This is a genomic window from Streptomyces sp. YS415, assembly GCF_023544665.1.
Lineage (GTDB): Bacteria > Actinomycetota > Actinomycetes > Streptomycetales > Streptomycetaceae > Streptomyces.
The window spans coordinates 126,146-148,791 of sequence record NZ_JAMJFL010000014.1; the positions used below are offsets into that span (position 1 = coordinate 126,146).

Genomic DNA, 22,646 nt, shown 5'->3' on the forward strand with positions numbered 1-22,646 from the left:
CGCAAGGACTACCGGCTCATGTGACCGCCGGGCTTGTCGGGCTGCCCCTGCTCGGGGTCGCCGTAGCCACCGGGCTTGCCGTCGTGGCCGTGGCCGGGCTTACCGTCATGGCCGGGCTTGCCGTGCTCGTGGCCGGGCTTGCCGTGGCCGTGGCCGTGGTCATGGCCGTGCTCGGGCTTCCCCGGCTTCCCCGGCTTGCCGGGCGGCTTGGGGCCGCCTCCGCCCGTGGTGCCGCCGATCGTTCCACCCGTGGTGCCGCCCGTGGTGCCGCCCGTGGTGCCCGCGATGAGGCCACCCGTCGTCACGCCACCGAGCACTCCACCGACAACTCCACCGGTGCCGCCCGTCGTCACGCCACCGAGCACACCGCCGACAACTCCACCGGTGCCGCCCGTCGTCACGCCACCGAGCACACCGCCGACGCCGCCCGTGGTGCCGGCGGTCGCGCCACCCGTGGTGGTCCCGCCTGTGGTCCCGTCGGCGCACTGCGGTCGGGTGATCGTGTTGGTGTCCAGTGTCACGGAGCCATTGCGGGCCAGGGCCCGGCCCACGATGTCCGCGTCGGTGGTGGCGCTGATCGACGTCATGGCCATGAGGGTGCCGACGAAGTCGGAGTCGGTACCGAGGGTGGCCGAGCTGCCGATCTGCCAGAACACATTGCACGGCGAGGCGCCGTTGATGAGGCTCACGTTGCTGGCGGACGCCGTCGTCAGGCCCGAACCGACCTGGAACACCCAGATCGCGTCAGGGTTGTTCTGGGCGTCCAGGGTGAGCGTGCCCGTGAGACCGAGGGTGGACGAAGCCGTGTACACACCCGGAACGAGCGTCAGGCCGCCCGCGTCCGGCGGAAGAGCACCGTCCGAGGCTTGTCCGGCCGCGTTGTTGTAGGCCGCGACCAGGTCGCTCTTCGCTTCGGAGGCAACCGCGTCGGCCGAGTGGAAGGTTCCGTTCACCAGTCCCGGCGGGAATCCGGAAATGGCCGTCCCGGGATGCACCCCGACATCGCCGGTGATGACCGAAGGTCCGGTGTTGGTGACCGACTCACCGGCCAGGACCGCGAAACTGTCGGCGGTGCCCAGTGGTACGGGCTGGGCAAGCGCGATTGCCCGCGTCGGCGTCACCGCAACGACGACAGCGGCGCTCACCGTGGCGAGCACCGCCGCCATCCAGACCGACGTTCTGCGCCAGTGAGGCGCGGCAGGGATATTCAGCGTCATCGAGAAGCCAGCTCCTGAAGGGACGTGGCGCGGCCGGCAATACCGGATGCCCGGAATTGCCGGTCTCTGTCGGCTGGAATATTACGCAGACATCTGCGCACAGTTGCGGGCTAATCAGGGTGATTTCGGCGGCGCCCACCATATGCATCGTGGAATATATGAAGAAATGGGGCCGAGTGAGGGGTGTCCCGCAAGCCCCGCAAGGCAGACATACGTATGGGCGGGGATATCGGTCGCGCAGCGCCACTTCAGGCGCCTCTTCAGCAATAAGGACTGACTGCAGGCCGGGGACGTTTCCGATGGCTCGTGGGAGCAGCCGGAGGCCAAGTGAGCCGAGAGGCAATGAGAAAGGGCGGGAGTCAGTGAGACTGACTCCCGCCCTCTTCTTTCGGCATCCGCGCAGGTCACGTACGAAATTTCGTAGGTGATGCGGCGAGTGCCCCCGGCAGGATTCGAACCTGCGCACACGGCTCCGGAGGCCGTTGCTCTATCCCCTGAGCTACGGGGGCGTGTCGGGCGCCTTGCTTGGCGGCGACGGGTAGAACCCTACCAGCTCACCGGGGGTGTTCATGAACCGGTTTCCGGGGGTCGGGTGGCCCGCACGGGGTGGAAGTGGGCAAAACCCGGACGCGGTGGCCGGTCCGGACCTACTCTCAAGTTGTGTCAGGCGCGTCGGGCCGGGTGCTTGTTGTGGACGACAACAAGGTCATCCGGCAACTGATCAGGGTCAATCTCGAGCTGGAGGGCTTCGAGGTCGTGACCGCGGCCGATGGTGCCGAGTGTCTGGATGTGATTCATCAGGTACGTCCGGACGTCGTCACCCTCGATGTCGTCATGCCCCGGCTGGACGGGTTGCGCACCGCGGAGCGGCTCCGCGCCGACCCCCGTACCAGAGATCTGCCCCTCGCCATCATCAGCGCCTGCACCCAGTACGAGGTCGACAGCGGCCTCGACGCCGGCGTCGACGCGTTCCTCGCCAAGCCCTTCGAACCCGCCGAACTCGTCGCCCTCGTACGCCGGCTGAGCGAGCGGAAGCAGAGTGGTGGGGGTGTCCTGGGGGCCGGGGCGCGTGCCAGTGCCGGGGACTCCGGGCGGAGCGGCGGCTGAGGTCGCCGTCGGACCAGCGGGGCCGTCCGTCCGGCGGGGCCGGTCGAGCGTGAGCGGGACCGGCTCCCGGCCGCGTCCCATCCGGCCGTCCACATCCCGGACCATCGCCCAAACCCGCTCGCTTACCCACCCCCCTTCTCCCCTACGCTTGTCCCGTGACCCCCGTCGAGCTCTCCCGTACCGTGCTGCGCGCGGTGCGTCGTGCTGTGGATGAGGGGGAGCTGCGCGTGGCCGTGCCGGAGCGGGCCGTGGTGACCGTGCCCGGGCCCGGGGGATGCGGGGACTACGCCACCAACATCGCGCTTCAGCTCGCCCGCCCGGCCGGGCATACGCCGCAGCGCGTCGCCGAGATCCTGCGGCCGCATCTCCTCGGGGCGGACGGCGTCGACGACGTCGTCGTCACCGGCCCCGGGTTCATCAATTTCTGTCTGACCGGCTCGACGCCCACGGCTCTCGTCGAGGACATCCTGCGGTGCGGGCCGCGGTACGGCTTCGCCGACGGGCCCAGCGGACAGGTCGTACAGCTGCACTGTCCCCGCGAGGTGCGTGCCGTCGTCGTCATGGACGCCGTCGCGCGGATCCTGCGGTCGCAGGGCGCCCTCGTCCGTACCCGTTGCGAGGCCCGTCCCGAGCCGCTGTGGCAGGACGTGCTCGGTGTCGGCATCGACGCGTACGGCCGACCCGCCGCCCACGGCCCCGCGCCACTCGATGTCGACGTCCGCCCCGTCCCCGCGCCGCTGGACGTCGACATCCGCCCCGTACCCGCCCCCGGCGACCCCGTCCCGCTCGGCGCCGACGCCGCCCGCTGGGCCCTGCTCCACCCCGCCGCGCACGACCGGCCCCGCGTCACCGACGAGCACCTCGTCCAGCGCGAGTCCAACCCCCTCTTCCGCGTCCGCTACGCCCACGCCCGCATCCGCGCGACCACCCGCAACGCCGCGGACCTCGGCTTCACGTCGGAACCAGGACCCGCCCCCGCCTCGCACGCCGCCGATCTTGGCGTCCTCACCCCCCTCGCCGACCACCCCCGCATCCTCGCCGCCGCCGCCACCCACCGCGCCCCCGATCGTCTTGCCCGGCACCTCGTCACCGTCGCCGATGCCGTTCTCGTCCTGCTGCCTGCCGTGCTGCCGCGCGGTGCGGAGAAACCCTCGGTCGCCCACCGTGCCCGGCTCGCTCTTGCCGAAGCCGCCGGGGCGGTGCTGGCCGGCGGCCTGTCCCTGCTCGGCATCGACGCACCCGAACACATCTGAGGAAGCCACCAGAGCCATGAGCCGTTCCGCACACCCCGCCGGGCCCCGCCACGCTGATGTCCTGCCCGAGGGCCACTACTCCGCCCCGCCGGCCGATCTGAACGCCCTCGACCCCAAGGTGTGGGCCCAGACCGTCACCCGCGACCAGGACGGCGTCGTCACCGTCGGCGGTATCGATGTGCAGACCCTCGCCGAGGAGCACGGCACTCCCGCCTACGTCGTCGACGAGACCGACTTCCGGGCCCGCGCCCGCGCCTGGCGCACCGCGTTCGGCACGGACGCCGACGTCTTCTACGCCGGCAAGGCGTTCCTCTCCCGCGCCGTCGTCCGGTGGCTGCACGAGGAGGGGCTCAACCTGGACGTGTGCTCCGGGGGCGAACTCGCCACCGCCCTCTCCGCCGGGATGCCCGCCGACCGCATCGCCTTCCACGGCAACAACAAGTCGGTCGCGGAGATCACCCGGGCCATCGAGAGCGGTGTGGGACGGATCGTCCTCGACTCCTTCCAGGAGATCGTCCGCGTCGCCCACATCGCGCAGGGCCTCGGCAAGCGGCAGCGCGTGCAGATCCGTATCACCGTCGGCGTCGAGGCGCACACGCACGAGTTCATCGCCACCGCCCACGAGGACCAGAAGTTCGGCATCCCGCTGGCCGGGGGACAGGCCGCCGAGGCAGTGCGGCGCGCCCTGCAGCTCGAAGGGCTCGAACTGATCGGGATCCACTCCCACATCGGCTCGCAGATCTTCGACATGTCCGGGTTCGAGGTCGCCGCGCACCGGGTCGTGGGGCTGCTCAAGGACATCCGCGACGAGCACGGCGTCGAGCTTCCCGAGATCGACCTCGGGGGCGGCCTCGGTATCGCGTACACCAGCGCCGACGACCCCCGCGAGCCGCACGAGATCGCCAAGGCGCTCACCGAGATCGTCACCCGTGAATGCGAGTCCGCCAAGCTGCGCACTCCGCGCATCTCCGTCGAGCCGGGGCGGGCCATCGTCGGGCCCACCGCCTTCACCCTGTACGAGGTGGGCACCATCAAGCCGCTCGACGGGCTGCGCACCTACGTCTCCGTCGACGGCGGCATGTCCGACAACATCCGCACCGCGCTCTACGACGCCGAGTACAGCGTCTCCCTCGTCTCCCGTACCTCCGACGCGGAGCCGATGCTCGCCCGGGTCGTCGGCAAGCACTGCGAGAGTGGGGACATCATCGTGCGGGACGCGTTCCTGCCCGCCGATCTGGCACCGGGTGACCTGATCGCCGTACCGGCGACCGGCGCCTACTGCCGGTCGATGGCCAGCAACTACAACCACGTGCTGCGGCCGCCCGTCGTGGCCGTGCGGGACGGCGAGTCCCGGGTGATCGTCCGCCGGGAGACGGAGGAGGATCTCCTGCGTCTCGACGTCGGCTGATCGTCCGTGGCAGAAGGACGGCCGCGGGGCGGAAGATCTTCCGGTCTCCGCCCGCCAGGAAACTGAAATAGTCGTCTCACGATCCGGACCGGGGACAGAAACTCCGGTCCGGTGAGTGAGACTGGATGAACCGCAGAAGGTAAAGGAAACGAGGTCGGATGATGCGTACGCGTCCGCTGAAGGTGGCGCTGCTGGGCTGTGGAGTGGTCGGCTCAGAGGTGGCGCGCATCATGACGACGCACGCCGACGACCTCGCCGCGCGCATCGGCGCCCCCGTGGAACTCGCCGGAGTCGCCGTGCGTCGCCCCGACAAGGTGCGTGAGGGCATCTCCCGCGAGCTCGTCACCACCGACGCCACCGCGCTCGTCAAACGCGGCGACATCGACGTCGTGGTGGAGGTCATCGGCGGCATCGAGCCCGCCCGCTCCCTCATCACCACCGCTTTCGAGCACGGCGCCTCCGTCGTCTCCGCCAACAAGGCCCTCCTCGCCCAGGACGGCGCCGACCTGCACGCCGCGGCCGAGTCCCACGGCAAGGACCTCTACTACGAGGCCGCCGTCGCCGGCGCCATCCCGCTGATCCGCCCGCTGCGCGAGTCGCTGGCCGGCGACAAGGTCAACCGCGTGCTCGGCATCGTCAACGGCACGACGAACTTCATCCTCGACAAGATGGACTCGACCGGCGCCGGCTACCAGGAGGCCCTCGACGAGGCCACCGCCCTCGGGTACGCGGAAGCCGACCCCACCGCCGACGTGGAAGGCTTCGACGCCGCCGCCAAGGCCGCCATCCTCGCCGGAATCGCCTTCCACACGCGCGTGCGCCTCGACGACGTCTACCGCGAGGGCATGACCGAGGTGACCGCGGCCGACTTCGCCTCCGCCCGGGAGATGGGCTGCACCATCAAGCTGCTCGCCATCTGCGAGCGGGCCGGGGACGGCCGGTCGGTCACCGCGCGCGTGCATCCCGCGATGATTCCGCTCACCCATCCGCTCGCCTCGGTGCGCGGCGCGTACAACGCCGTCTTCGTCGAGTCCGACGCCTCCGGCCAGCTGATGTTCTACGGCCCCGGCGCGGGCGGCGCCCCGACCGCCTCCGCCGTGCTCGGCGACCTGGTGGCCGTCTGCCGCAACCGGCTCAGCGGCACCACCGGACCCGGCGAGTCCGCCTACGCCGACCTGACCGTCTCCGGCATGGGCGATGTCGTCACGCGGTACCACATCAGCCTGGACGTCGCCGACAAGCCGGGCGTTCTCGCCCAGGTGGCGACCGTCTTCGCCGAGCACGGTGTCTCCATCGACACGGTTCGGCAGCAGGGTAAGGACGGTGAGGCGTCGCTCGTCGTCGTGACCCACCGTGCGTCCGACGCGGACCTCGGCGGCACCGTCGAGGCGCTGCGCAAGCTCGACACCGTGCGTGGTGTCGCCAGCATCATGCGGGTTGAAGGAGAGTAACCAGCAATGACCCACCAGTGGCGCGGAATCATCGAGGAGTACCGGGACCGGCTGCCCGTCTCCGACACGACGTCGGTCGTGACGCTCCGTGAGGGCGGCACGCCGCTCGTGCCCGCGCAGGTGCTCTCCGAGCGCACGGGCTGCGAGGTCCACCTGAAGGTGGAGGGCGCGAACCCGACGGGGTCCTTCAAGGACCGCGGCATGACCATGGCCATCACGCGGGCCAAGGAGGAGGGCGCCAAGGCGGTCATCTGCGCCTCCACCGGCAACACGTCGGCCTCCGCGGCCGCTTACGCGGTGCGCGCGGGTATGGTTTCGGCCGTTCTCGTGCCGCAGGGCAAGATCGCGCTCGGCAAGATGGGGCAGGCGCTGGTGCACGGCGCGAAGATCCTCCAGGTCGACGGGAACTTCGACGACTGCCTCACGCTGGCCCGCGCGCTCAGCGACAACTACCCCGTGGCGCTGGTCAATTCGGTCAACCCGGTACGTATCGAGGGCCAGAAGACGGCCGCCTTCGAGATCGTCGACATGCTCGGCGACGCCCCCGACATCCACGTCCTGCCGGTCGGCAACGCGGGCAACATCACCGCGTACTGGAAGGGTTACACCGAGTACGCGGCCGACGGTGTCTCGAAGCGGACCCCCCGCATGTGGGGTTTCCAGGCGTCCGGCTCCGCGCCCATCGTGCGCGGCGAGGTCGTCAAGGACCCGTCGACGATCGCCACCGCGATCCGCATCGGCAACCCCGCCTCCTGGCAGTTCGCGCTCGCGGCCCGGGACGAGTCCGGCGGCCTCATCGACGAGGTGACGGACCGTGAGATCCTGCGCGCCTACCGGCTGTTGGCCGCCCAGGAGGGCGTCTTCGTGGAGCCGGCGTCCGCCGCGTCCGTCGCCGGTCTGCTCAAGGCCGCCGAGCAGGGCAAGGTCGACCCGGGCCAGCGGATCGTGTGCACCGTCACCGGCAACGGCCTGAAGGACCCCGACTGGGCCGTCGCGGGCGCCCCGCAGCCCGTCACCGTCCCCGTCGACGCGGCCACGGCGGCCGAGCGGCTGGGTCTGTCCTGATCAGCGCGCCGCAGGGGGTGCACAGGGGGCTTACGACACGCATCGTGCGCCTCCTGTGCGCCCTATGTCGCCACTGAACCTTCCTTCGATAGGCTGTACCGAACCCGCCCGCCGCATATGCCCGAGCATCCGGCGGGGCGCCGCGCCGTCTCCACGGCCCGAGGGTCATCCCGTACGTATCGAATGTCTTCGACAATCACGCAGCTCAAGGAGAGTCATCGAGCGATGGCCGGTCCCGCCTTCCGCGCCGCCGCCGTCCGGGTGCGCGTCCCCGCCACCAGCGCCAACCTCGGTCCGGGCTTCGACGCCCTCGGCCTGTCGCTGGGGCTGTACGACGACGTGGTCGTCCGGGTGGCCGACTCCGGGCTGCACATCGACATCGCGGGTGAGGGCGGCGAAACGCTCCCGCGCGACGAGAAGCACCTGCTCGTACGGTCCCTGCGCACCGCCTTCGACCTGCTCGGCGGACAGCCCCGCGGCCTGGAGATCGTGTGCGCCAACCGCATCCCGCACGGCCGCGGCCTCGGCTCCTCCTCCGCCGCCATCTGCGCCGGCATCGTCGCCGCGCGTGCCGTGACCATAGGCGGTGAGTCCCGGCTCGACGACGCGGCCCTGCTGGAGCTCGCCACCGAGATCGAGGGCCACCCCGACAATGTCGCGGCCTGTCTGCTCGGCGGATTCACGCTCTCCTGGATGGAGTCCGGCGCCGCCCGGGCGATCAGGATGGATCCCGCCGCTTCCATCGTTCCGGTGGTTTTCGTGCCCGGGAAGCCGGTCCTCACCGAGACCGCGCGCGGCCTGCTCCCGCGCACCGTGCCGCATGTCGACGCCGCCACCAACGCGGGCCGTGCCGCCCTGCTCGTCGAGGCCCTCACCCGGCGCCCCGAACTGCTGCTGCCCGCCACCGAGGACCGGCTGCACCAGGAGTACCGCGCCCCGGCCATGCCGGAGAGCGCCGCACTGGTGGAGCGGCTGCGGGCCGACGGAGTCCCGGCGGTCATCTCGGGAGCGGGGCCCACCGTGCTCGCGCTGGCCGACGGCGACAGCGCCGACAAGGTGGCTCATCTGGCAGGCGAGGGGTGGGCCGCCAACCGGCTCGACCTCGACGCCCGGGGAGCCAGCGTGCTGCCGCTCGCACCCTCCGGTGACTTTTAAAAGCGTACGGTTGCCGGATTTCGAGAGGGGGAATGTTTGTTGGATCCGGTAGTGTTAACCTCAAGTCTGCACCCGACCCCACCATGGCGAGGTGCTTTGTGTCCCCGTCAGGGACAGACATTCTTCCGGGAGCCTCCCAAGCCGCACTGTGTTCCGTACGACGTACGCGGGCGCTGAGCGACTCGCCGGGCACGCTCCGGAACCGGTGCGACCAAGCCACGTGACACGGACACTCAGTGCCACGGCTATGGGAAGCGCCATCACCGATATTTCTTCCGCCGCTTTGGGCGGACCACCGCCCCGGCCGGTCCACGAAAAGGACCAAAGCCGGACAGCACAACCGGTCGCCGAGCCAGACAGGCCGACGTCCGCTCCAGGGAAGGACCCTTCGTGAGCGACACCACCGATCTGATGGGCGCACGTGTCGAGGAGACCGCTGCCGCGCCCGCCACGGACGCCTCCGCGCCTGCCACCGGTGCCGGCTCCCGGCGGCGCCGCGGTACCGGCCTCGAGGGCATGGTGCTGGCCGAGCTGCAGCAGGTCGCATCCGGCCTCGGCATCAGGGGCACCGCGCGCATGCGCAAGAGCCAGCTGATCGAGGTCATCAAGGAAGCGCAGGCGGGAGGCGGCGCCGCGGCCCCCAAGGCCGACGCCACCGAGACCAAGCCCAAGCGCCGGGCCACCTCCAAGGCCCGTACCGGCGACGACGCGTCCGCCAAGAAGGCGGCGAAGGCCGAGGCGCCCGCCGAGAAGGCCGTGGCGCAGCAGCAGATCGAGATTCCCGGCCAGCCGGCCTCCGACGACGCCCCCGCCGAGCGCCGTCGTCGCCGTGCCACCGCCGAGGCCGGCGCCCCCGCGGCCACCGCGCCCGAGACGGTCGCCGTCGAGGCCAAGAGCGAGCCGAAGGCCGAGACCCCGGCGCAGCCGCAGGGCGACGCCGGTGACGGCGCCGAGGGCCGCCGCCGGGACCGCCGTGAGCGCGGCCGTGACCGCGACCGCGGTGACCGCGGCGGCGAGCGCGGTGGTGACCGTGGCGGCGAGCGCGGTGGTGACCGTGGTGACCGTCGCAAGGGTGACGACCAGCAGGGCGGCCAGCGCGGCCAGCAGCAGGGTCAGCAGCAGGGCGGCGGTCGTCAGGACCGTGACCGTGACCGCCAGCAGCAGGACGACGACGACTTCGAGGGCGGCCGGCGTGGCCGTCGCGGGCGCTACCGCGACCGCCGTGGCCGTCGTGGCCGCGACGAGATCGTCGGCCAGGAGCCGCAGATCAACGAGGACGACGTCCTGATCCCGGTCGCGGGCATCCTCGACATCCTCGACAACTACGCCTTCATCCGCACGTCGGGCTACCTCCCGGGCCCCAACGACGTGTACGTCTCCCTCGCCCAGGTCCGCAAGAACGGCCTGCGCAAGGGCGACCACGTCACCGGTGCCGTGCGCCAGCCGAAGGAAGGCGAGCGCCGCGAGAAGTTCAACGCGCTGGTCCGCCTCGACTCCGTGAACGGCATGGCGCCCGAACACGGCCGCGGCCGCCCGGAGTTCAACAAGCTCACCCCGCTGTACCCGCAGGACCGGCTCCGGCTGGAGACCGACCCGGGCGTGCTGACGACCCGCATCATCGACCTCGTCGCGCCGATCGGCAAGGGCCAGCGCGGTCTGATCGTGGCCCCGCCGAAGACCGGCAAGACCATGATCATGCAGGCGATCGCCAACGCGATCACGCACAACAACCCCGAGTGCCACCTGATGGTCGTCCTGGTCGACGAGCGTCCGGAAGAGGTCACCGACATGCAGCGGTCGGTCAAGGGCGAGGTCATCTCCTCGACCTTCGACCGCCCGGCCGAGGACCACACCACGGTCGCCGAGCTCGCCATCGAGCGCGCCAAGCGTCTGGTGGAGCTGGGCCACGACGTCGTCGTCCTGCTCGACTCGATCACGCGTCTGGGCCGTGCGTACAACCTCGCCGCGCCCGCCTCCGGCCGCATCCTGTCCGGTGGTGTCGACTCGACCGCCCTGTACCCGCCGAAGCGCTTCTTCGGTGCGGCCCGCAACATCGAGGACGGCGGCTCGCTGACCATCCTCGCCACCGCCCTGGTGGACACCGGGTCCCGCATGGACGAGGTCATCTTCGAGGAGTTCAAGGGCACCGGCAACGCCGAGCTCAAGCTCGACCGCAAGCTCGCCGACAAGCGCATCTTCCCGGCGGTGGACGTGGACGCGTCCGGTACCCGTAAGGAAGAGATCCTGCTCGCTCCCGACGAGCTCGGGATCGTCTGGAAGCTGCGCCGGGTGCTGCACGCGCTCGATCAGCAGCAGGCGGTGGAGCTGCTGCTCGACAAGATGAAGCAGACGAAGTCGAACGCCGAGTTCCTGATGCAGATCCAGAAGACGACGCCGACGCCCGGCAACGGTGACTAGTCGCCGCTGAGTCGCACGGAAGAGGGCCGCCCTTGCTGCAAGGGCGGCCCTCTTCGCTGTCCTCCGGCCGGGGTACGATCGCGCTCTTCGAACTTGTGATCCCTAGGGGGGACATTCGTGGGTACATCCATGTCCGGGGGCGGGCGGCACAGACGCAGGCTGCGGATCGGCCTGCCCGTCGCGGCTGCCGGTGTCGCCGCGGCCGTCGCCGGCGCGCTGCTGACCTCGTCCGCCGGCGCCGCCTCCGCGCAGCCGAACCCGCCGGCCGTGCCGAGCACCGGCTCCGCCTCGCCCGCCGAGCTGGAGCAGCGCGTCCTGGGGGCCGCGGCGCACGAGGACACCGCCGGTGTGTCGTCGCCCAAGTCGTCGTACAGCAGCTCCCCGACGGTGGACGCGAAGATCATCGGTGGCACCACGACCACCATCACCAGCGCGCCGTGGATGGCCCAGCTCTGGTACCAGGACGAGGCGAACGGCGTCTACTTCTTCTGCGGCGGCACGGTCGTCTCGCCGACGAAGATCCTCACCGCCGCGCACTGCGTCCAGGGCTACAACTGGAAGGCGTACGGAGCCGTCGTCACCGGCGCCACGCAGCTGCCCGACGCCGACCTGAACGGCGGCACCGCCACCGCCGTCCACCGCCAGTGGAACCACCCCTCCTACAGCTCGCGCACGATCGACAACGACATCGCGGTGCTCACCCTGGCCCAGCCGGTCAAGGCCACCCCGATACGGATGGCGACGTCCACCGAGACCGCCGCCTACACGGCGGGCACCACCGCCAAGGTCTACGGCTGGGGCCGCACCAGCTCCACCGACCAGAACATCTCCCAGACGCTGAAGACGGCCAGCCTGCCGATCCAGTCCGACGCCACCTGCGGCGCCTACTACGGCGCGGACTTCGTCAAGGGCCACATGGTCTGCGCGGGCAAGCCCGCCAGCGGCAGCGACAGCGGCACCACCACCGCCTGCAACGGCGACTCCGGCGGCCCGCTGATCGTCAACAACCGCATCGTGGGCGTGGTCTCCTGGGGCGTGCAGGACTGCGTCGCCAAGGGTGCCTACAGCGTCTTCGCCAAGGTCAGGACGTACGTCGGCGCGACCTACCCGCGGGTGGACGACACCAACCTGAGCGGGGACCACCGGGCCGACCTGTGGGTGCGCAACGCCTCCACCAAGACCAGCTACGAGAAGGACTCGCTGGGCACCTCCTTCGGCGGCCGTGAGTCCTGGGGCAACTGGGGCGCCTACAACGTCGTCCTGCAGAACGACCTGAACCGGGACGGCTACCAGGACCTCCTGGTCCGCCGCAGCTCCGACGGTGACGTCTTCTGGAAGCACTGGGTGCCCGTGAGCGGTTCCTGGGCCACCACGAAGGTCGCCGACAACTGGAAGACCCGCACCCGCATCGTCATCCCCGGCGATGTCACCGGTGACTACCTGCCCGACATGCTGTCCGTGGACTCCGCCGGGAAGCTGTGGCTCTACCCCGGCAAGGGCAACGGCACCTTCGCGAGCCGCGTCCAGGTCGGCAGCGGCACCGGCTGGAGCCAGTACGACGTCCTGGTCGGCCACGGTGACTTCTCGGGCGACGGCCGGGCCGACCTGATCGTGCGGACCCGCAGCAACGGCGCCGTGTACGTGTACAAGGGCACCGGATCGGCCTCGGCGCCGTTCTCGTCCCGGGTGAAGGTGCGCACCTGGAGCACCTCGACGTACAACAAGGTCGCCACCGTCGGTGACGTCACCGGCGACGGCCGCGCCGATCTGCTGGCCCGCACCCCCGGCGGCACGCTCTACCTCTACAAGGGCACCGGCAAGGCCACCAGCGAGATCTTCGCCACAAGGATCTCCGTGGGCACCGATTTCAAGCAGTACGACATCTTCGCCTGACATCGCAGGTGACAGGCGTCCGCCCGCACCGCTCCGGTACGCGCTGTGGCCACCATTTCACTGGGTGGCCACAGCGCGTTGTGCAACCCTTTCCCGAGTTTCGCCGTCTGACCTGGCGGAGCGAGGATGGAGCGGTACGGGTCTTCCCAGACCACGCCTGACCCTGAAAGCAGGGGGTTACCGACCGGACGAGAACCGAGGAGCACATGTCCGCCGAGAGCACGCCGGAGCCCGGCATACCGGGTGAGACCGCCGCAGCCGGTCCGAGCCCCCGCGCCAAGGGCCACCGCCGCAAGCCCCGCGAGAAGCGTCCCAAGGGCCTGATGATCATGGCCTGGACCGCCGCGGGCATCGTCGTGCTGGGCGGCACCGGAGCCGGCTTCCTGTACTTCAAGCTCAACGGCAACATCAACAGCGTCGACATCGACCAGGTCCTCGGCACCGACCGCCCGGAGAAGGTCGACAACGGCTCCGAGAACATCCTGGTCCTCGGTTCCGACACCCGCTCCGGCAGCAACCAGGACCTGGGCGGCGGCGCCGACGACGGCAGTGCCCGCTCGGACACCGCGATGATCGTGCACGTCTACAAGGGCCACAAGAAGGCCAGCGTGATCTCCATCCCGCGGGACACCCTCATCGACCGCCCCGCGTGCACCGACGCCGACGGCGGCACCCACGACGCCGCGAACGGCGTGATGTTCAACTCGGCGTACTCCACCGGCGGCGCGGCCTGCGCGGTGAAGACCGTCGAGTCGATCACCGATCTGCGCATGGACCACTACCTGGAGGTCGACTTCAGCGGCTTCCAGAAGCTGGTCGACGACCTCGGCGGCGTGGACATCACCACGACCGAGGACATCCGCGACCCCGACAGCCACCTGGAGCTGAAGGCCGGCACCCACACGCTCACCGGCGAGCAGGCGCTCGGCCTGGTCCGCACCCGGCACGGCGTCGGCGACGGCTCGGACCTGGGCCGGATCCAGCTCCAGCAGGCCTTCATCAAGGCGCTGATCAACCAGGTCAAGGAGGTCGGCGTCTTCACCAACCCGAAGAAGCTGTACGACCTGGCCGACACCGCGACCAGCACCGTGACCACCGACTCGGACCTGGACTCGGTCAACAAGCTCATGTCCTTCGCAGGCGGCCTCAAGGGCATCAGCTCCTCGAACATGACGATGGTCACGATGCCCGTCCAGTACGACGCCGCCGACCGCAACCGCGTCCTGGTGGACGAGAAGAAGGCGAAGCTCGTCTGGAAGGCCCTGAAGAAGGACCAGGCGATCCCGAAGGCGGCCACGGAAGGCACGGCCACGGGCCAGGCGAAGGACGTCGTGAGCGCCGGCTGACGGGGGCGGGGAATACCTCACGAGCACCCCGCGTTTTGGGGGATGGCTCCAGTCCTGGCAGACTGGTACGTCGGCTCCGGTTCACGCCTCCGCATCCCGCGGCTGCGACCCGGCGCCCTCCCGAAACTAGGAGACACCTTGAAGCGCGACATCCACCCCGAGTACGTCGAGACGCAGGTCAGCTGCACCTGTGGCGCGTCGTTCACCACCCGTAGCACGATCTCCAGCGGCACCGTCCGTGCCGAGGTCTGCTCCGAGTGCCACCCGTTCTACACGGGCAAGCAGAAGATCCTCGACACCGGTGGCCGTGTGGCCCGCTTCGAGGCCCGCTTCGGCAAGGCTGCCGGCTCCAAGAAGTAGCGAGCCCCATTTCGCCGGTCCGCGGTCGCGCCCTCCACAGGCGTGCCGGGACCGGCGTTTTTGGTCGTCCGCCCTTCACCCACGTACGTACAGGAGCCCAGAGATGTTCGAGGCCGTCGAGGAACTCATCGGAGAGCACGCCGACCTGGAGAAGAAGCTCGCCGATCCGTCGGTCCACTCCGACCAGGCCAACGCGCGCAAGCTGAACAAGCGCTACGCCGAGCTCACCCCGATCGTCGCCACGTACCGCTCCTGGAAGCAGACCGGCGACGACATGGAGACCGCGCGCGAACTGGCCGCCGACGACCCGGAGTTCGCCGCCGAGGTCAAGGAGCTGGACAAGCAGCGCGATGAGCTGACCGAGAAGCTGCGGCTGCTGCTGGTCCCGCGCGACCCGAGTGACGACAAGGACGTCATTCTGGAGATCAAGGCGGGCGCCGGCGGAGACGAGTCCGCGCTCTTCGCGGGCGACCTGCTGCGCATGTACCTGCGCTACGCCGAGCGCGTCGGCTGGAAGACCGAGATCATCGACGCCACCGAGTCCGAGCTCGGCGGCTACAAGGACGTCCAGGTCGCCGTGAAGACCAAGGGCGGCCAGGGAGCCACCGAGCCCGGGCAGGGCGTGTGGGCGCGGCTGAAGTACGAGGGCGGGGTGCACCGGGTGCAGCGCGTCCCGGCGACCGAGTCCCAGGGCCGTATCCACACCTCCGCGGCCGGTGTGCTGGTCACGCCCGAGGCGGAGGAGGTCGACGTCGAGATCAACCCGAACGACCTGCGGATCGACGTCTACCGCTCCTCCGGCCCCGGCGGGCAGTCCGTCAACACCACGGACTCCGCCGTGCGCATCACGCACATCCCCACCGGAGTGGTCGCATCCTGCCAGAACGAGAAGAGCCAGCTGCAGAACAAGGAGCAGGCACTGCGTATCCTGCGCTCCAGGCTGCTCGCCGCGGCACAGGAGGAGGCGGAGAAGGAAGCCGCCGACGCCCGCCGCAGCCAGGTCCGCACCGTCGACCGCTCCGAGAAGATCCGTACGTACAACTTCCCGGAGAATCGCCTCTCGGACCACCGCGTCGGCTTCAAGGCGTACAACCTGGACCAGGTGCTGGACGGCGACCTCGACGCGGTGATCCAGGCCTGCGTCGACGCGGACTCGGCCGCCAAGCTCGCGGCCGCGTAAGGCACGGAGACTTGAGTACCGGAGGACGAGCGTGAACCTGCTGCTCGCGGAGGTGGCACAGGCCACCCAGCGGCTGGCCGACGCCGGCGTGCCCTCGCCGCGCAACGACGCGGAGGAACTCGCCGCGTTCGTGCACGGCGTGAAGCGGGGCGAGCTGCACTCGGTGCGGGACGCCGACTTCGACGCCCGGTACTGGGAGGTCATCGCCCGCCGAGAGCAGCGTGAGCCGCTCCAGCACATCACCGGCCGCGCCTTCTTCCGGTACCTGGAACTCCAGGTCGGCCCCGGCGTCTTCGTGCCCCGCCCGGAGACCGAGTCGGTCGTCGGCTGGGCCATAGACGCCGTACGCGCCATGGACGTCGTGGAGCCGCTCATCGTCGACCTGTGCACGGGCTCGGGCGCCATCGCGCTCGCCCTCGCCCAGGAGGTCCCGCGTTCCCGGGTGCATGCCGTGGAGCTGTCCGAGGACGCCCTGCGGTGGACCCGCAAGAACATGGAGGGGTCCCGGGTCGAGCTGCGTCAGGGCAACGCCCTGGACGCCTTCCCCGACCTGGACGGCCAGGTCGACCTGGTCATCTCCAATCCGCCGTACATCCCCCTCACGGAGTGGGAGTACGTGGCGCCCGAGGCACGCGACTACGATCCCGAACTCGCCCTGTTCTCCGGGGAGGACGGGCTCGAGCTCATCCGCGGCCTGGAGCGCACCGCGCACCGGCTGCTGCGCCCCGGGGGCGTCGTCGTCATCGAGCACGCCGACACCCAGGGCGGCCAGGTGCCGTGGATCTTCACCGAGGAGCGGGGCTGGGCCGACGCGGCCGATCACCCCGACCTCAACAACCGGCCGCGCTTCGCCACCGCCCGCAAGGCGCTGCCGTGAGCACCCCCGCAACCCTTCAGCAGTACGTGTACGAGGAGGCCCGCTAGATATGGCACGGCGATACGACACCAACGACGCGACCGACCGCACGACCGGTCTGCGTGAGGCCGCGTCCGCCGTCCGCCGTGGCGAGCTCGTGGTCCTCCCGACCGACACGGTGTACGGCATCGGCGCCGACGCGTTCTCCAAGGAGGCCGTGGGCGACCTGCTGGACGCCAAGGGCCGGGGCCGCAACATGCCCACCCCCGTCCTCATCGGCTCCCCGAACACCCTGCACGGCCTGGTCACCGACTTCTCCGAGCTGGCCTGGGAGCTGGTCGACGCGTTCTGGCCGGGCGCGCTCACCCTGGTCGCCAGGCACCAGCCGTCCCTGCAGTGGGACCTGGGCGACACCCGGGGCACCGTCGCCGTGCGCATGCCGCTGCACCCGGTGGCGATCGAGCTGCTGACCGACGTCGGCCCGATGGCCGTCTCCTCCGCCAACCTGACCGGGCACCCGGCGCCGGAGGACTGCGACGCGGCCCAGGGCATGCTCGGTGACTCCGTCTCCGTGTACCTCGACGGCGGGCCCACGCCCGGCAACGTCCCGTCGTCGATCGTCGACGTCACCCGTGAGGTGCCGCTGCTGCTGCGCGAGGGCGCCATCTCGCCGGAAGAGCTGCGCAAGGTCGTACCCGACCTCGAGGTGGCGAATTGACAGCCCCTGACGCGGGGCGTGGCATAGGCAACGGGGAAGAGACCACCACCTTCGGGCTCCCGAGGGACAGCTTCCGCATCCTCCACGTCAGCACCGGCAACGTGTGCCGCTCGCCGATCACCGAGCGGCTGACCCGTCATGCCCTCGCGGACCGGCTCGGCGACCCGTCGTGGGGCGGGCTGATCGTGGAGAGCGCGGGCACCTGGGGCCATGAGGGCGCGCCCATGGAGGCCAACGCGGAGACCGTCCTGGCCGACTTCGGCGCCGACCCCTCCGGCTTCGTCGGGCGGGAGCTCCTCGACGACCACGTGATCCGCGCGGACCTGGTGCTGACCGCGACCCGTGACCACCGGGCCCAGGTCATCTCGATGGGCCACTCGGCGGGCCTGCGCACGTTCACCCTGAAGGAGTTCACCCGCCTGGTGCGGGCCATCGACCCGGCGACCCTGCCCCCGCTGGAGGACGGCGTGGTCGCCCGCGCCCGCGCCCTGGTCCGCGCCGCGGCCGCGCTGCGCGGGTGGCTGCTGGCGCCGACGGCCGAGGCGGACGAGGTCTTCGACCCCTACGGCGCCCCCCTGCCGTTCTTCCGCTCGATCGGGGACGAGATACACGAGGCCCTGGACCCGGTGGTCACGGCGCTGACCGGAGTGCCCGCCCGGACATGAGCGAGCGGGCGGTGAACACCGGGCCTACATTGGTGCTACGTCACCGTCGACGCCCCGGAGCCCACCATGTCGGTCACCCCTGTCCTCGCGGCCGATGTCCTGCGTCGGCAGGATCCCGAGCTGGCGGAGATCCTGCTCGGTGAACGGGAGCGGCAGGCGACCACCCTGCAGCTGATCGCCGCCGAGAACTTCACCTCGCCGGCCGTGCTGGCCGCGCTCGGCTCCGCCCTCGCCAATAAGTACGCCGAGGGCTACCCCGGCGCCCGGCACCACGGCGGCTGCGAGATCGTCGACGTCGCCGAGCGGATCGCCGTGGACCGGGCCAGGGCGCTGTTCGGCGCCGAGCACGCCAACGTGCAGTCCCACTCCGGCTCCTCGGCCGTCCTCGCCGCGTACGCCGCCCTGCTGCGCCCCGGCGACACCGTCCTCGCCCTCGGCCTGCCCTACGGCGGCCATCTCACCCATGGCTCGCCCGCCAACTTCTCCGGCCGCTGGTTCGACTTCGTCCCCTACGGCGTCGACGCCGAGACCGGGCTCCTCGACCACGACCAGGTGCGCGCGCTCGCGCGCAGCCACCGGCCCAAGGCGATCGTGTGCGGGTCCATCGCCTATCCCCGGCACATCGACTACGCCTTCTTCCGCGAGGTGGCCGACGAGGTCGGCGCCTATCTCATCGCCGACGCCGCCCACCCCATCGGGCTCGTCGCCGGGGGAGCGGCACCCAGCCCGGTGCCCTACGCCGACATCGTGTGCGCCGTCACCCACAAGGTGCTGCGCGGGCCGCGCGGCGGGATGATCCTGTGCGGCGCGGAGCTGGCCGAGCGGGTCGACCGGGCGGTGTTCCCCTTCACCCAGGGCGGCGCGCAGATGCACACCATCGCCGCCAAGGCCGTCGCGTTCGGCGAGGCGGCGACACCGGCCTTCGCCGCCTACGCCCATCAGGTGGTCGCCAACGCGCGGGCGCTCGCGGCGGGTCTCGCCGCCGAGGGCCTCGTCGTCACCACCGGCGGCACCGACACCCATCTGATCACTGCCGACCCCGCCCCCCTCGGTGCCGACGGCCGCACCGCCCGCGGTCTGCTCGCCGCCGCCGGGATCGTCCTCGACTGCTGCGCCCTGCCGCACGGCGACGCCCGCGGCCTGCGCCTGGGCGCGGCCGCGGTGACCGCCCAGGGCATGGGGGAGAAGGAGATGGCCCGGATCGCCGCCCTGCTGGCGGGGGTGGTGCGCGGGGAGTCCGACGCGGTGCGCACCCGTGCGGAGGTGCGGGAGCTGGCCGGGGCATTTCCGCCGTATCCGGGCTGAGCCGGGGTAGGTGCACTCGCGTGCACAGTCACCCGTGCAACCATCGTCGCTACCCGGAAGTCCCCAACCGTATGCGCGCCTCGCTAGGGTGTGGGGCTGAGATGGCCAGCGAGACCTGTGGGGAAGCCCGTGCGTGAATACCTGCTGACGCTCTGCATCACGGCCGCGGTGACGTACCTGCTCACAGGGCCGGTGCGGAAGTTCGCGATCGTGGCCGGGGCGATGCCGGAGATCCGGGCACGTGACGTGCACCGGGAACCCACTCCGCGGCTCGGCGGTATCGCCATGTTCTTCGGGCTGTGCGCGGGCCTGCTGGTCGCCGACCACCTGGCGAACCTGAGCACGGTCTTCGAGAACTCCAACGAGCCGCGCGCGCTGCTCTCGGGCGCCGCGCTGATCTGGCTGATCGGGGTGCTGGACGACAAGTTCGAGATCGACGCCCTGATCAAGCTGGGCGGCCAGATGATCGCCGCCGGCGTCATGGTCATGCAGGGTCTGACCATCCTGTGGCTGCCCATCCCGGGCGTCGGCTCGGTCGCGCTGACCCAGTGGCAGGGCACGCTGCTCACGGTCGCGCTGGTCGTCATCACCATCAACGCCGTGAACTTCGTCGACGGACTCGACGGTCTCGCCGCCGGCATGGTGTGCATCGCGTCGGCGGCCTTCTTCCTCTACGCCTACCGGGTCTGGGTGTCGTACGGCATCGAGGCCGCCGCCCCGGCCACCCTGTTCTCGGCGATCCTGATGGGCATGTGCCTGGGCTTCCTGCCGCACAACATGCACCCGGCGCGGATCTTCATGGGTGACTCCGGGTCGATGCTGATCGGCCTGGTGCTCGCCGCGGGCGCCATCTCCATCACCGGGCAGGTCGACCCGGACGCGCTGAAGCTGTTCGCCGGCTCCGAGAAGGCGGCCGTGCACCAGACGGTGCCGGTCTACATCCCGCTGCTGCTGCCGCTGACCATCATCGCGATCCCGGCCGCCGACCTGGTGCTGGCGATCGTGCGGCGCACCTGGCGGGGCCAGTCCCCGTTCGCGGCGGACCGGGGGCATCTGCACCACCGGCTGCTGGAGATCGGCCACTCCCACAGCCGGGCCGTCCTGATCATGTACTTCTGGTCGGCGCTGATCGCGTTCGGCGCCCTGGCCTACTCGGTGAACTCGGCGTCCATGTGGATCGTCCTCGGCATCGTGTTCCTCAGCGCCATCGGCCTCGCCCTGCTCCTGCTGCCGCGCTTCACGCCGCGCACCCCGAGGTGGGCCCAGGCCTTCGTGCCGCCGCGCTACCGGCGCCCGGCAGCCGTGTCGGAACCGGCGGCGGCCACCCCGCAGGCGCCGGGCGGCGAGGACGAGGCGGAGCCCCGCACTCCGGTGGCGGCCGGGGCGGCGCGAGTCAACGGCGCGACCGCTCTCGGCGCCCGTTCGCGCTTCCTGGACCGGCGGAACGCCGGATCGTCGCGCTGACGGCAAGGTAAGAATCTGACTAGAGCATTGCCAAATCGTGGGGGAACGAAGCGCCCCAATATCAGACAAAGAGGCGCTGTGCCTGCACATACGCGCGCTGTCACTCTCATGTGTGACACCGAGCACACCCGGCAGGTAAAGACCTCATCAAATAGTTTGTGATACGGTTCACGAGAACCCCGGATAGAGCCGAAGGACCGCAGTGCGACGGTCCATCGGAGTGAGGTTCTCTCTCAGCCCGGGACTACGCTCGTCCATGACGACACCCCTGCCCCCTGCGAAAGCGGAGTTGCCGCCATGCCGTCCAATGACGCCCGGAATCTGCTGCAGATCGCTGTGCCCACAGCGGCTGCCGGCGCGATTGTCGTCGCCGTCAGCGCTGCGGTCGCCGGCGGCAAGGGTGCACTGGGCGCGGGTATCGGCACACTGCTGGCCATCCTCTTCATGGGAATCGGCCTGTACGTTCTGCAGTGGACGGCAAAAACGCTCCCGCAGCTGTTCCAGGCCATGGGGCTGATGCTCTACGTCGCCCAGCTCCTGCTGCTCCTGATCTTCGTCGCCCTCTTCCAGGACACCTCTCTCTTCAATGCGAAGGCGTTCGCAATCTCGCTCGTCGTCGCAACCGTCGTGTGGATGGCCGCGCAGGCACGTGCGCACATGAAGGCCAAGATCTTCTACATCGACCCGGACTCCGCGAAGAGTGAGAAGACCGAGAAGACCGGGCCGTCGTCGTGAGGGGTAGGGGCGCGATAAAGGCCCGGGGGAACTCCTGCTATCGTCCGGTGCCAACTGCGGCATCGCGGGCGCGGGCATCTGAGCTGACGCCTGCTCGATCGCGAGGCTTGATGCCCCTGAGCCGCCCTCACATCCGTAACACCAGTCCGGTGCCGACCCGCGGCTGCGCGCCGCGCCGACACAACGAGGTTGCCGTACCCATGCGTCACGCCGAAGGAGCCCGCGGTGAGTGCTGACCAGACCCAGCTCGCCTTTGACTGGAGCTGTCGGATCATGTCCGACAACGGGTGTGGTTTTCCGGCTCCGGGCCTGCACTCGTTCCTCTTCAAGCCGATCGCCACGGTAGGAGGGTTCGAGTTCAACAAGGTGATGCTGCTTGCGCTCATCACCACCCTCCTTGTCGTCAGCTTCTTCTGGGCTGCGTTCGGCAAGGCCAAGGTCGTCCCGGGCAAGCTGCAGATGGTCGGCGAAGCCGGTTACGACTTCGTGCGCCGCGGCATCGTCTACGAGACCCTCGGCAAGAAGGAGGGCGAGAAGTACGTCCCCCTGATGGTCTCGCTGTTCTTCTTCATCTGGATCATGAACATCTGGTCCGTGATCCCGCTGGCCCAGTTCCCGGTGTCGTCGATCATCGCGTACCCGATCGTGCTGGCGCTCATCGTCTACATCGTGTGGATGTCGCTGACCTTCAAGAGGCACGGCTTCGTCGGCGGTCTGAAGAACCTCACCGGTTACGACAAGGAGCTCGGCGCGGTCCTGCCGCTCGTCGTCGTCATCGAGTTCTTCTCGAACGTCCTGGTCCGCCCGTTCACGCACGCGGTCCGACTGTTCGCGAACATGTTCGCCGGTCACCTGATGCTGGTCATGTTCACCGTCGCCTCCTGGTACCTGCTGAACAGCTGGATGATCCCGGCGGCCGGCGTCTCCTTCGTGATGACCATCATCATGATCCTCTTCGAGCTTTTCGTGCAGGCGGTCCAGGCGTACGTCTTCGTGCTCCTTGCCTGCTCGTACATTCAGGGCGCTCTCGCCGAGCACCACTGAGCACCA

Annotated in this window: 19 protein-coding genes and 1 tRNA gene; 18 read left to right on the plus strand and 2 right to left on the minus strand. The window is 70.1% G+C overall.

What is annotated here, in order from left to right; all coding sequences use genetic code 11:
* Positions 1 to 8 precede the first annotated feature (8 nt).
* Positions 9 to 1,217, minus strand: coding sequence for an ice-binding family protein (locus tag M8H82_RS19950; RefSeq protein WP_250075965.1), 1,209 nt, complete (start codon positions 1,215 to 1,217; stop codon positions 9 to 11).
* A gap of 437 nt (positions 1,218 to 1,654) precedes the next feature.
* Positions 1,655 to 1,726 (minus strand) — tRNA-Arg (locus M8H82_RS19955).
* A 97-nt stretch (positions 1,727 to 1,823) separates the two neighbouring features.
* Between M8H82_RS19955 and M8H82_RS19960 the strand changes: the two genes are divergently transcribed.
* The 18 genes from M8H82_RS19960 to atpB all read left to right on the plus strand — a co-directional run bounded on the left by M8H82_RS19960 (position 1,824) and on the right by atpB (position 22,640).
* On the plus strand, positions 1,824 to 2,324 hold the full coding sequence (locus M8H82_RS19960) for a response regulator (protein WP_250075966.1): 501 nt from the start codon (positions 1,824 to 1,826) through the stop codon (positions 2,322 to 2,324).
* Between the two features lie 155 nt (positions 2,325 to 2,479).
* Positions 2,480 to 3,577, plus strand: a complete 1,098-nt coding sequence (nrtL, locus tag M8H82_RS19965; protein ID WP_250075968.1) for an ArgS-related anticodon-binding protein NrtL — start codon at positions 2,480 to 2,482, stop codon at positions 3,575 to 3,577.
* Between the two features lie 16 nt (positions 3,578 to 3,593).
* The gene (gene lysA, locus M8H82_RS19970; RefSeq protein ID WP_250075970.1) at positions 3,594 to 4,985 is read left to right on the plus strand and encodes a diaminopimelate decarboxylase; all 1,392 of its coding nucleotides are present in this window, start codon (positions 3,594 to 3,596) and stop codon (positions 4,983 to 4,985) included.
* Between the two features lie 158 nt (positions 4,986 to 5,143).
* Positions 5,144 to 6,436 (plus strand): homoserine dehydrogenase, encoded by a 1,293-nt coding sequence (locus tag M8H82_RS19975; RefSeq protein WP_250075972.1) that lies wholly within the window; start codon positions 5,144 to 5,146, stop codon positions 6,434 to 6,436.
* Positions 6,437 to 6,442: 6 nt separating this feature from the next.
* Positions 6,443 to 7,501 (plus strand): threonine synthase, encoded by a 1,059-nt coding sequence (gene thrC, locus M8H82_RS19980; RefSeq protein WP_250075974.1) that lies wholly within the window; start codon positions 6,443 to 6,445, stop codon positions 7,499 to 7,501.
* 225 nt (positions 7,502 to 7,726) lie between these two features.
* Entirely contained in the window at positions 7,727 to 8,656 is a 930-nt protein-coding gene (gene thrB, locus M8H82_RS19985) for a homoserine kinase (protein ID WP_250075976.1), read from the plus strand.
* 390 nt (positions 8,657 to 9,046) lie between these two features.
* Positions 9,047 to 11,074 carry a transcription termination factor Rho gene (rho, locus tag M8H82_RS19990; protein WP_250075980.1) on the plus strand — a complete coding sequence of 676 codons (2,028 nt, stop codon included), beginning with the start codon at positions 9,047 to 9,049 and terminating at the stop codon, positions 11,072 to 11,074.
* A 129-nt stretch (positions 11,075 to 11,203) separates the two neighbouring features.
* Complete coding sequence (locus tag M8H82_RS19995) at positions 11,204 to 12,967, plus strand: trypsin-like serine protease (protein WP_250076153.1); 1,764 nt, start codon at positions 11,204 to 11,206, stop codon at positions 12,965 to 12,967.
* 206 nt (positions 12,968 to 13,173) lie between these two features.
* Positions 13,174 to 14,313: an LCP family protein gene (locus M8H82_RS20000; protein ID WP_250075982.1), complete on the plus strand. Its 1,140-nt coding sequence runs from the start codon at positions 13,174 to 13,176 to the stop codon at positions 14,311 to 14,313.
* A gap of 138 nt (positions 14,314 to 14,451) precedes the next feature.
* Positions 14,452 to 14,673: a 50S ribosomal protein L31 gene (gene rpmE / locus M8H82_RS20005; RefSeq protein WP_016438250.1), complete on the plus strand. Its 222-nt coding sequence runs from the start codon at positions 14,452 to 14,454 to the stop codon at positions 14,671 to 14,673.
* Positions 14,674 to 14,776: 103 nt separating this feature from the next.
* The gene (gene prfA / locus M8H82_RS20010; protein WP_250075984.1) at positions 14,777 to 15,853 is read left to right on the plus strand and encodes a peptide chain release factor 1; all 1,077 of its coding nucleotides are present in this window, start codon (positions 14,777 to 14,779) and stop codon (positions 15,851 to 15,853) included.
* A gap of 31 nt (positions 15,854 to 15,884) precedes the next feature.
* A complete protein-coding gene (prmC, locus tag M8H82_RS20015; protein WP_250075986.1) occupies positions 15,885 to 16,730 on the plus strand; it encodes a peptide chain release factor N(5)-glutamine methyltransferase in 846 nt (281 codons plus the stop codon).
* A 49-nt stretch (positions 16,731 to 16,779) separates the two neighbouring features.
* On the plus strand, positions 16,780 to 17,427 hold the full coding sequence (locus M8H82_RS20020; protein ID WP_250075988.1) for an L-threonylcarbamoyladenylate synthase: 648 nt from the start codon (positions 16,780 to 16,782) through the stop codon (positions 17,425 to 17,427).
* Positions 17,424 to 18,092 carry a protein-tyrosine-phosphatase gene (locus tag M8H82_RS20025; RefSeq protein ID WP_250075990.1) on the plus strand — a complete coding sequence of 223 codons (669 nt, stop codon included), beginning with the start codon at positions 17,424 to 17,426 and terminating at the stop codon, positions 18,090 to 18,092. Before M8H82_RS20020 ends, M8H82_RS20025 begins: the two co-directional genes overlap by 4 nt.
* Before the next feature lie 66 nt (positions 18,093 to 18,158).
* On the plus strand, positions 18,159 to 19,397 hold the full coding sequence (glyA, locus tag M8H82_RS20030) for a serine hydroxymethyltransferase (protein ID WP_250075992.1): 1,239 nt from the start codon (positions 18,159 to 18,161) through the stop codon (positions 19,395 to 19,397).
* A gap of 129 nt (positions 19,398 to 19,526) precedes the next feature.
* On the plus strand, positions 19,527 to 20,861 hold the full coding sequence (locus M8H82_RS20035; RefSeq protein ID WP_250075994.1) for an MraY family glycosyltransferase: 1,335 nt from the start codon (positions 19,527 to 19,529) through the stop codon (positions 20,859 to 20,861).
* A 297-nt stretch (positions 20,862 to 21,158) separates the two neighbouring features.
* Positions 21,159 to 21,596, plus strand: coding sequence for a hypothetical protein (locus tag M8H82_RS20040; protein ID WP_250075996.1), 438 nt, complete (start codon positions 21,159 to 21,161; stop codon positions 21,594 to 21,596).
* Between the two features lie 273 nt (positions 21,597 to 21,869).
* The gene (gene atpB, locus M8H82_RS20045) at positions 21,870 to 22,640 is read left to right on the plus strand and encodes a F0F1 ATP synthase subunit A (RefSeq protein WP_250076155.1); all 771 of its coding nucleotides are present in this window, start codon (positions 21,870 to 21,872) and stop codon (positions 22,638 to 22,640) included.
* Positions 22,641 to 22,646: the final 6 nt, after the last annotated feature.

Bases quoted from the DNA above. Each gene is read 5' to 3' on its own strand.
- M8H82_RS20020 (WP_250075988.1), top strand. From the start codon at position 16,780: ATGGCACGGCGATACGACACCAACGACGCGACCGACCGCACGACCGGT.
- M8H82_RS19950 (WP_250075965.1), bottom strand. From the start codon at position 1,217: ATGACGCTGAATATCCCTGCCGCGCCTCACTGGCGCAGAACGTCGGTC.
- M8H82_RS19995 (WP_250076153.1), top strand. From the start codon at position 11,204: ATGTCCGGGGGCGGGCGGCACAGACGCAGGCTGCGGATCGGCCTGCCC.
- M8H82_RS20000 (WP_250075982.1), top strand. From the start codon at position 13,174: ATGTCCGCCGAGAGCACGCCGGAGCCCGGCATACCGGGTGAGACCGCC.
- prfA (WP_250075984.1), top strand. From the start codon at position 14,777: ATGTTCGAGGCCGTCGAGGAACTCATCGGAGAGCACGCCGACCTGGAG.
- thrB (WP_250075976.1), top strand. From the start codon at position 7,727: ATGGCCGGTCCCGCCTTCCGCGCCGCCGCCGTCCGGGTGCGCGTCCCC.
- M8H82_RS19975 (WP_250075972.1), top strand. From the start codon at position 5,144: ATGATGCGTACGCGTCCGCTGAAGGTGGCGCTGCTGGGCTGTGGAGTG.
- glyA (WP_250075992.1), top strand. From the start codon at position 18,159: ATGTCGGTCACCCCTGTCCTCGCGGCCGATGTCCTGCGTCGGCAGGAT.
- lysA (WP_250075970.1), top strand. From the start codon at position 3,594: ATGAGCCGTTCCGCACACCCCGCCGGGCCCCGCCACGCTGATGTCCTG.
- thrC (WP_250075974.1), top strand. From the start codon at position 6,443: ATGACCCACCAGTGGCGCGGAATCATCGAGGAGTACCGGGACCGGCTG.
- atpB (WP_250076155.1), top strand. From the start codon at position 21,870: ATGTCCGACAACGGGTGTGGTTTTCCGGCTCCGGGCCTGCACTCGTTC.
- M8H82_RS20040 (WP_250075996.1), top strand. From the start codon at position 21,159: ATGCCGTCCAATGACGCCCGGAATCTGCTGCAGATCGCTGTGCCCACA.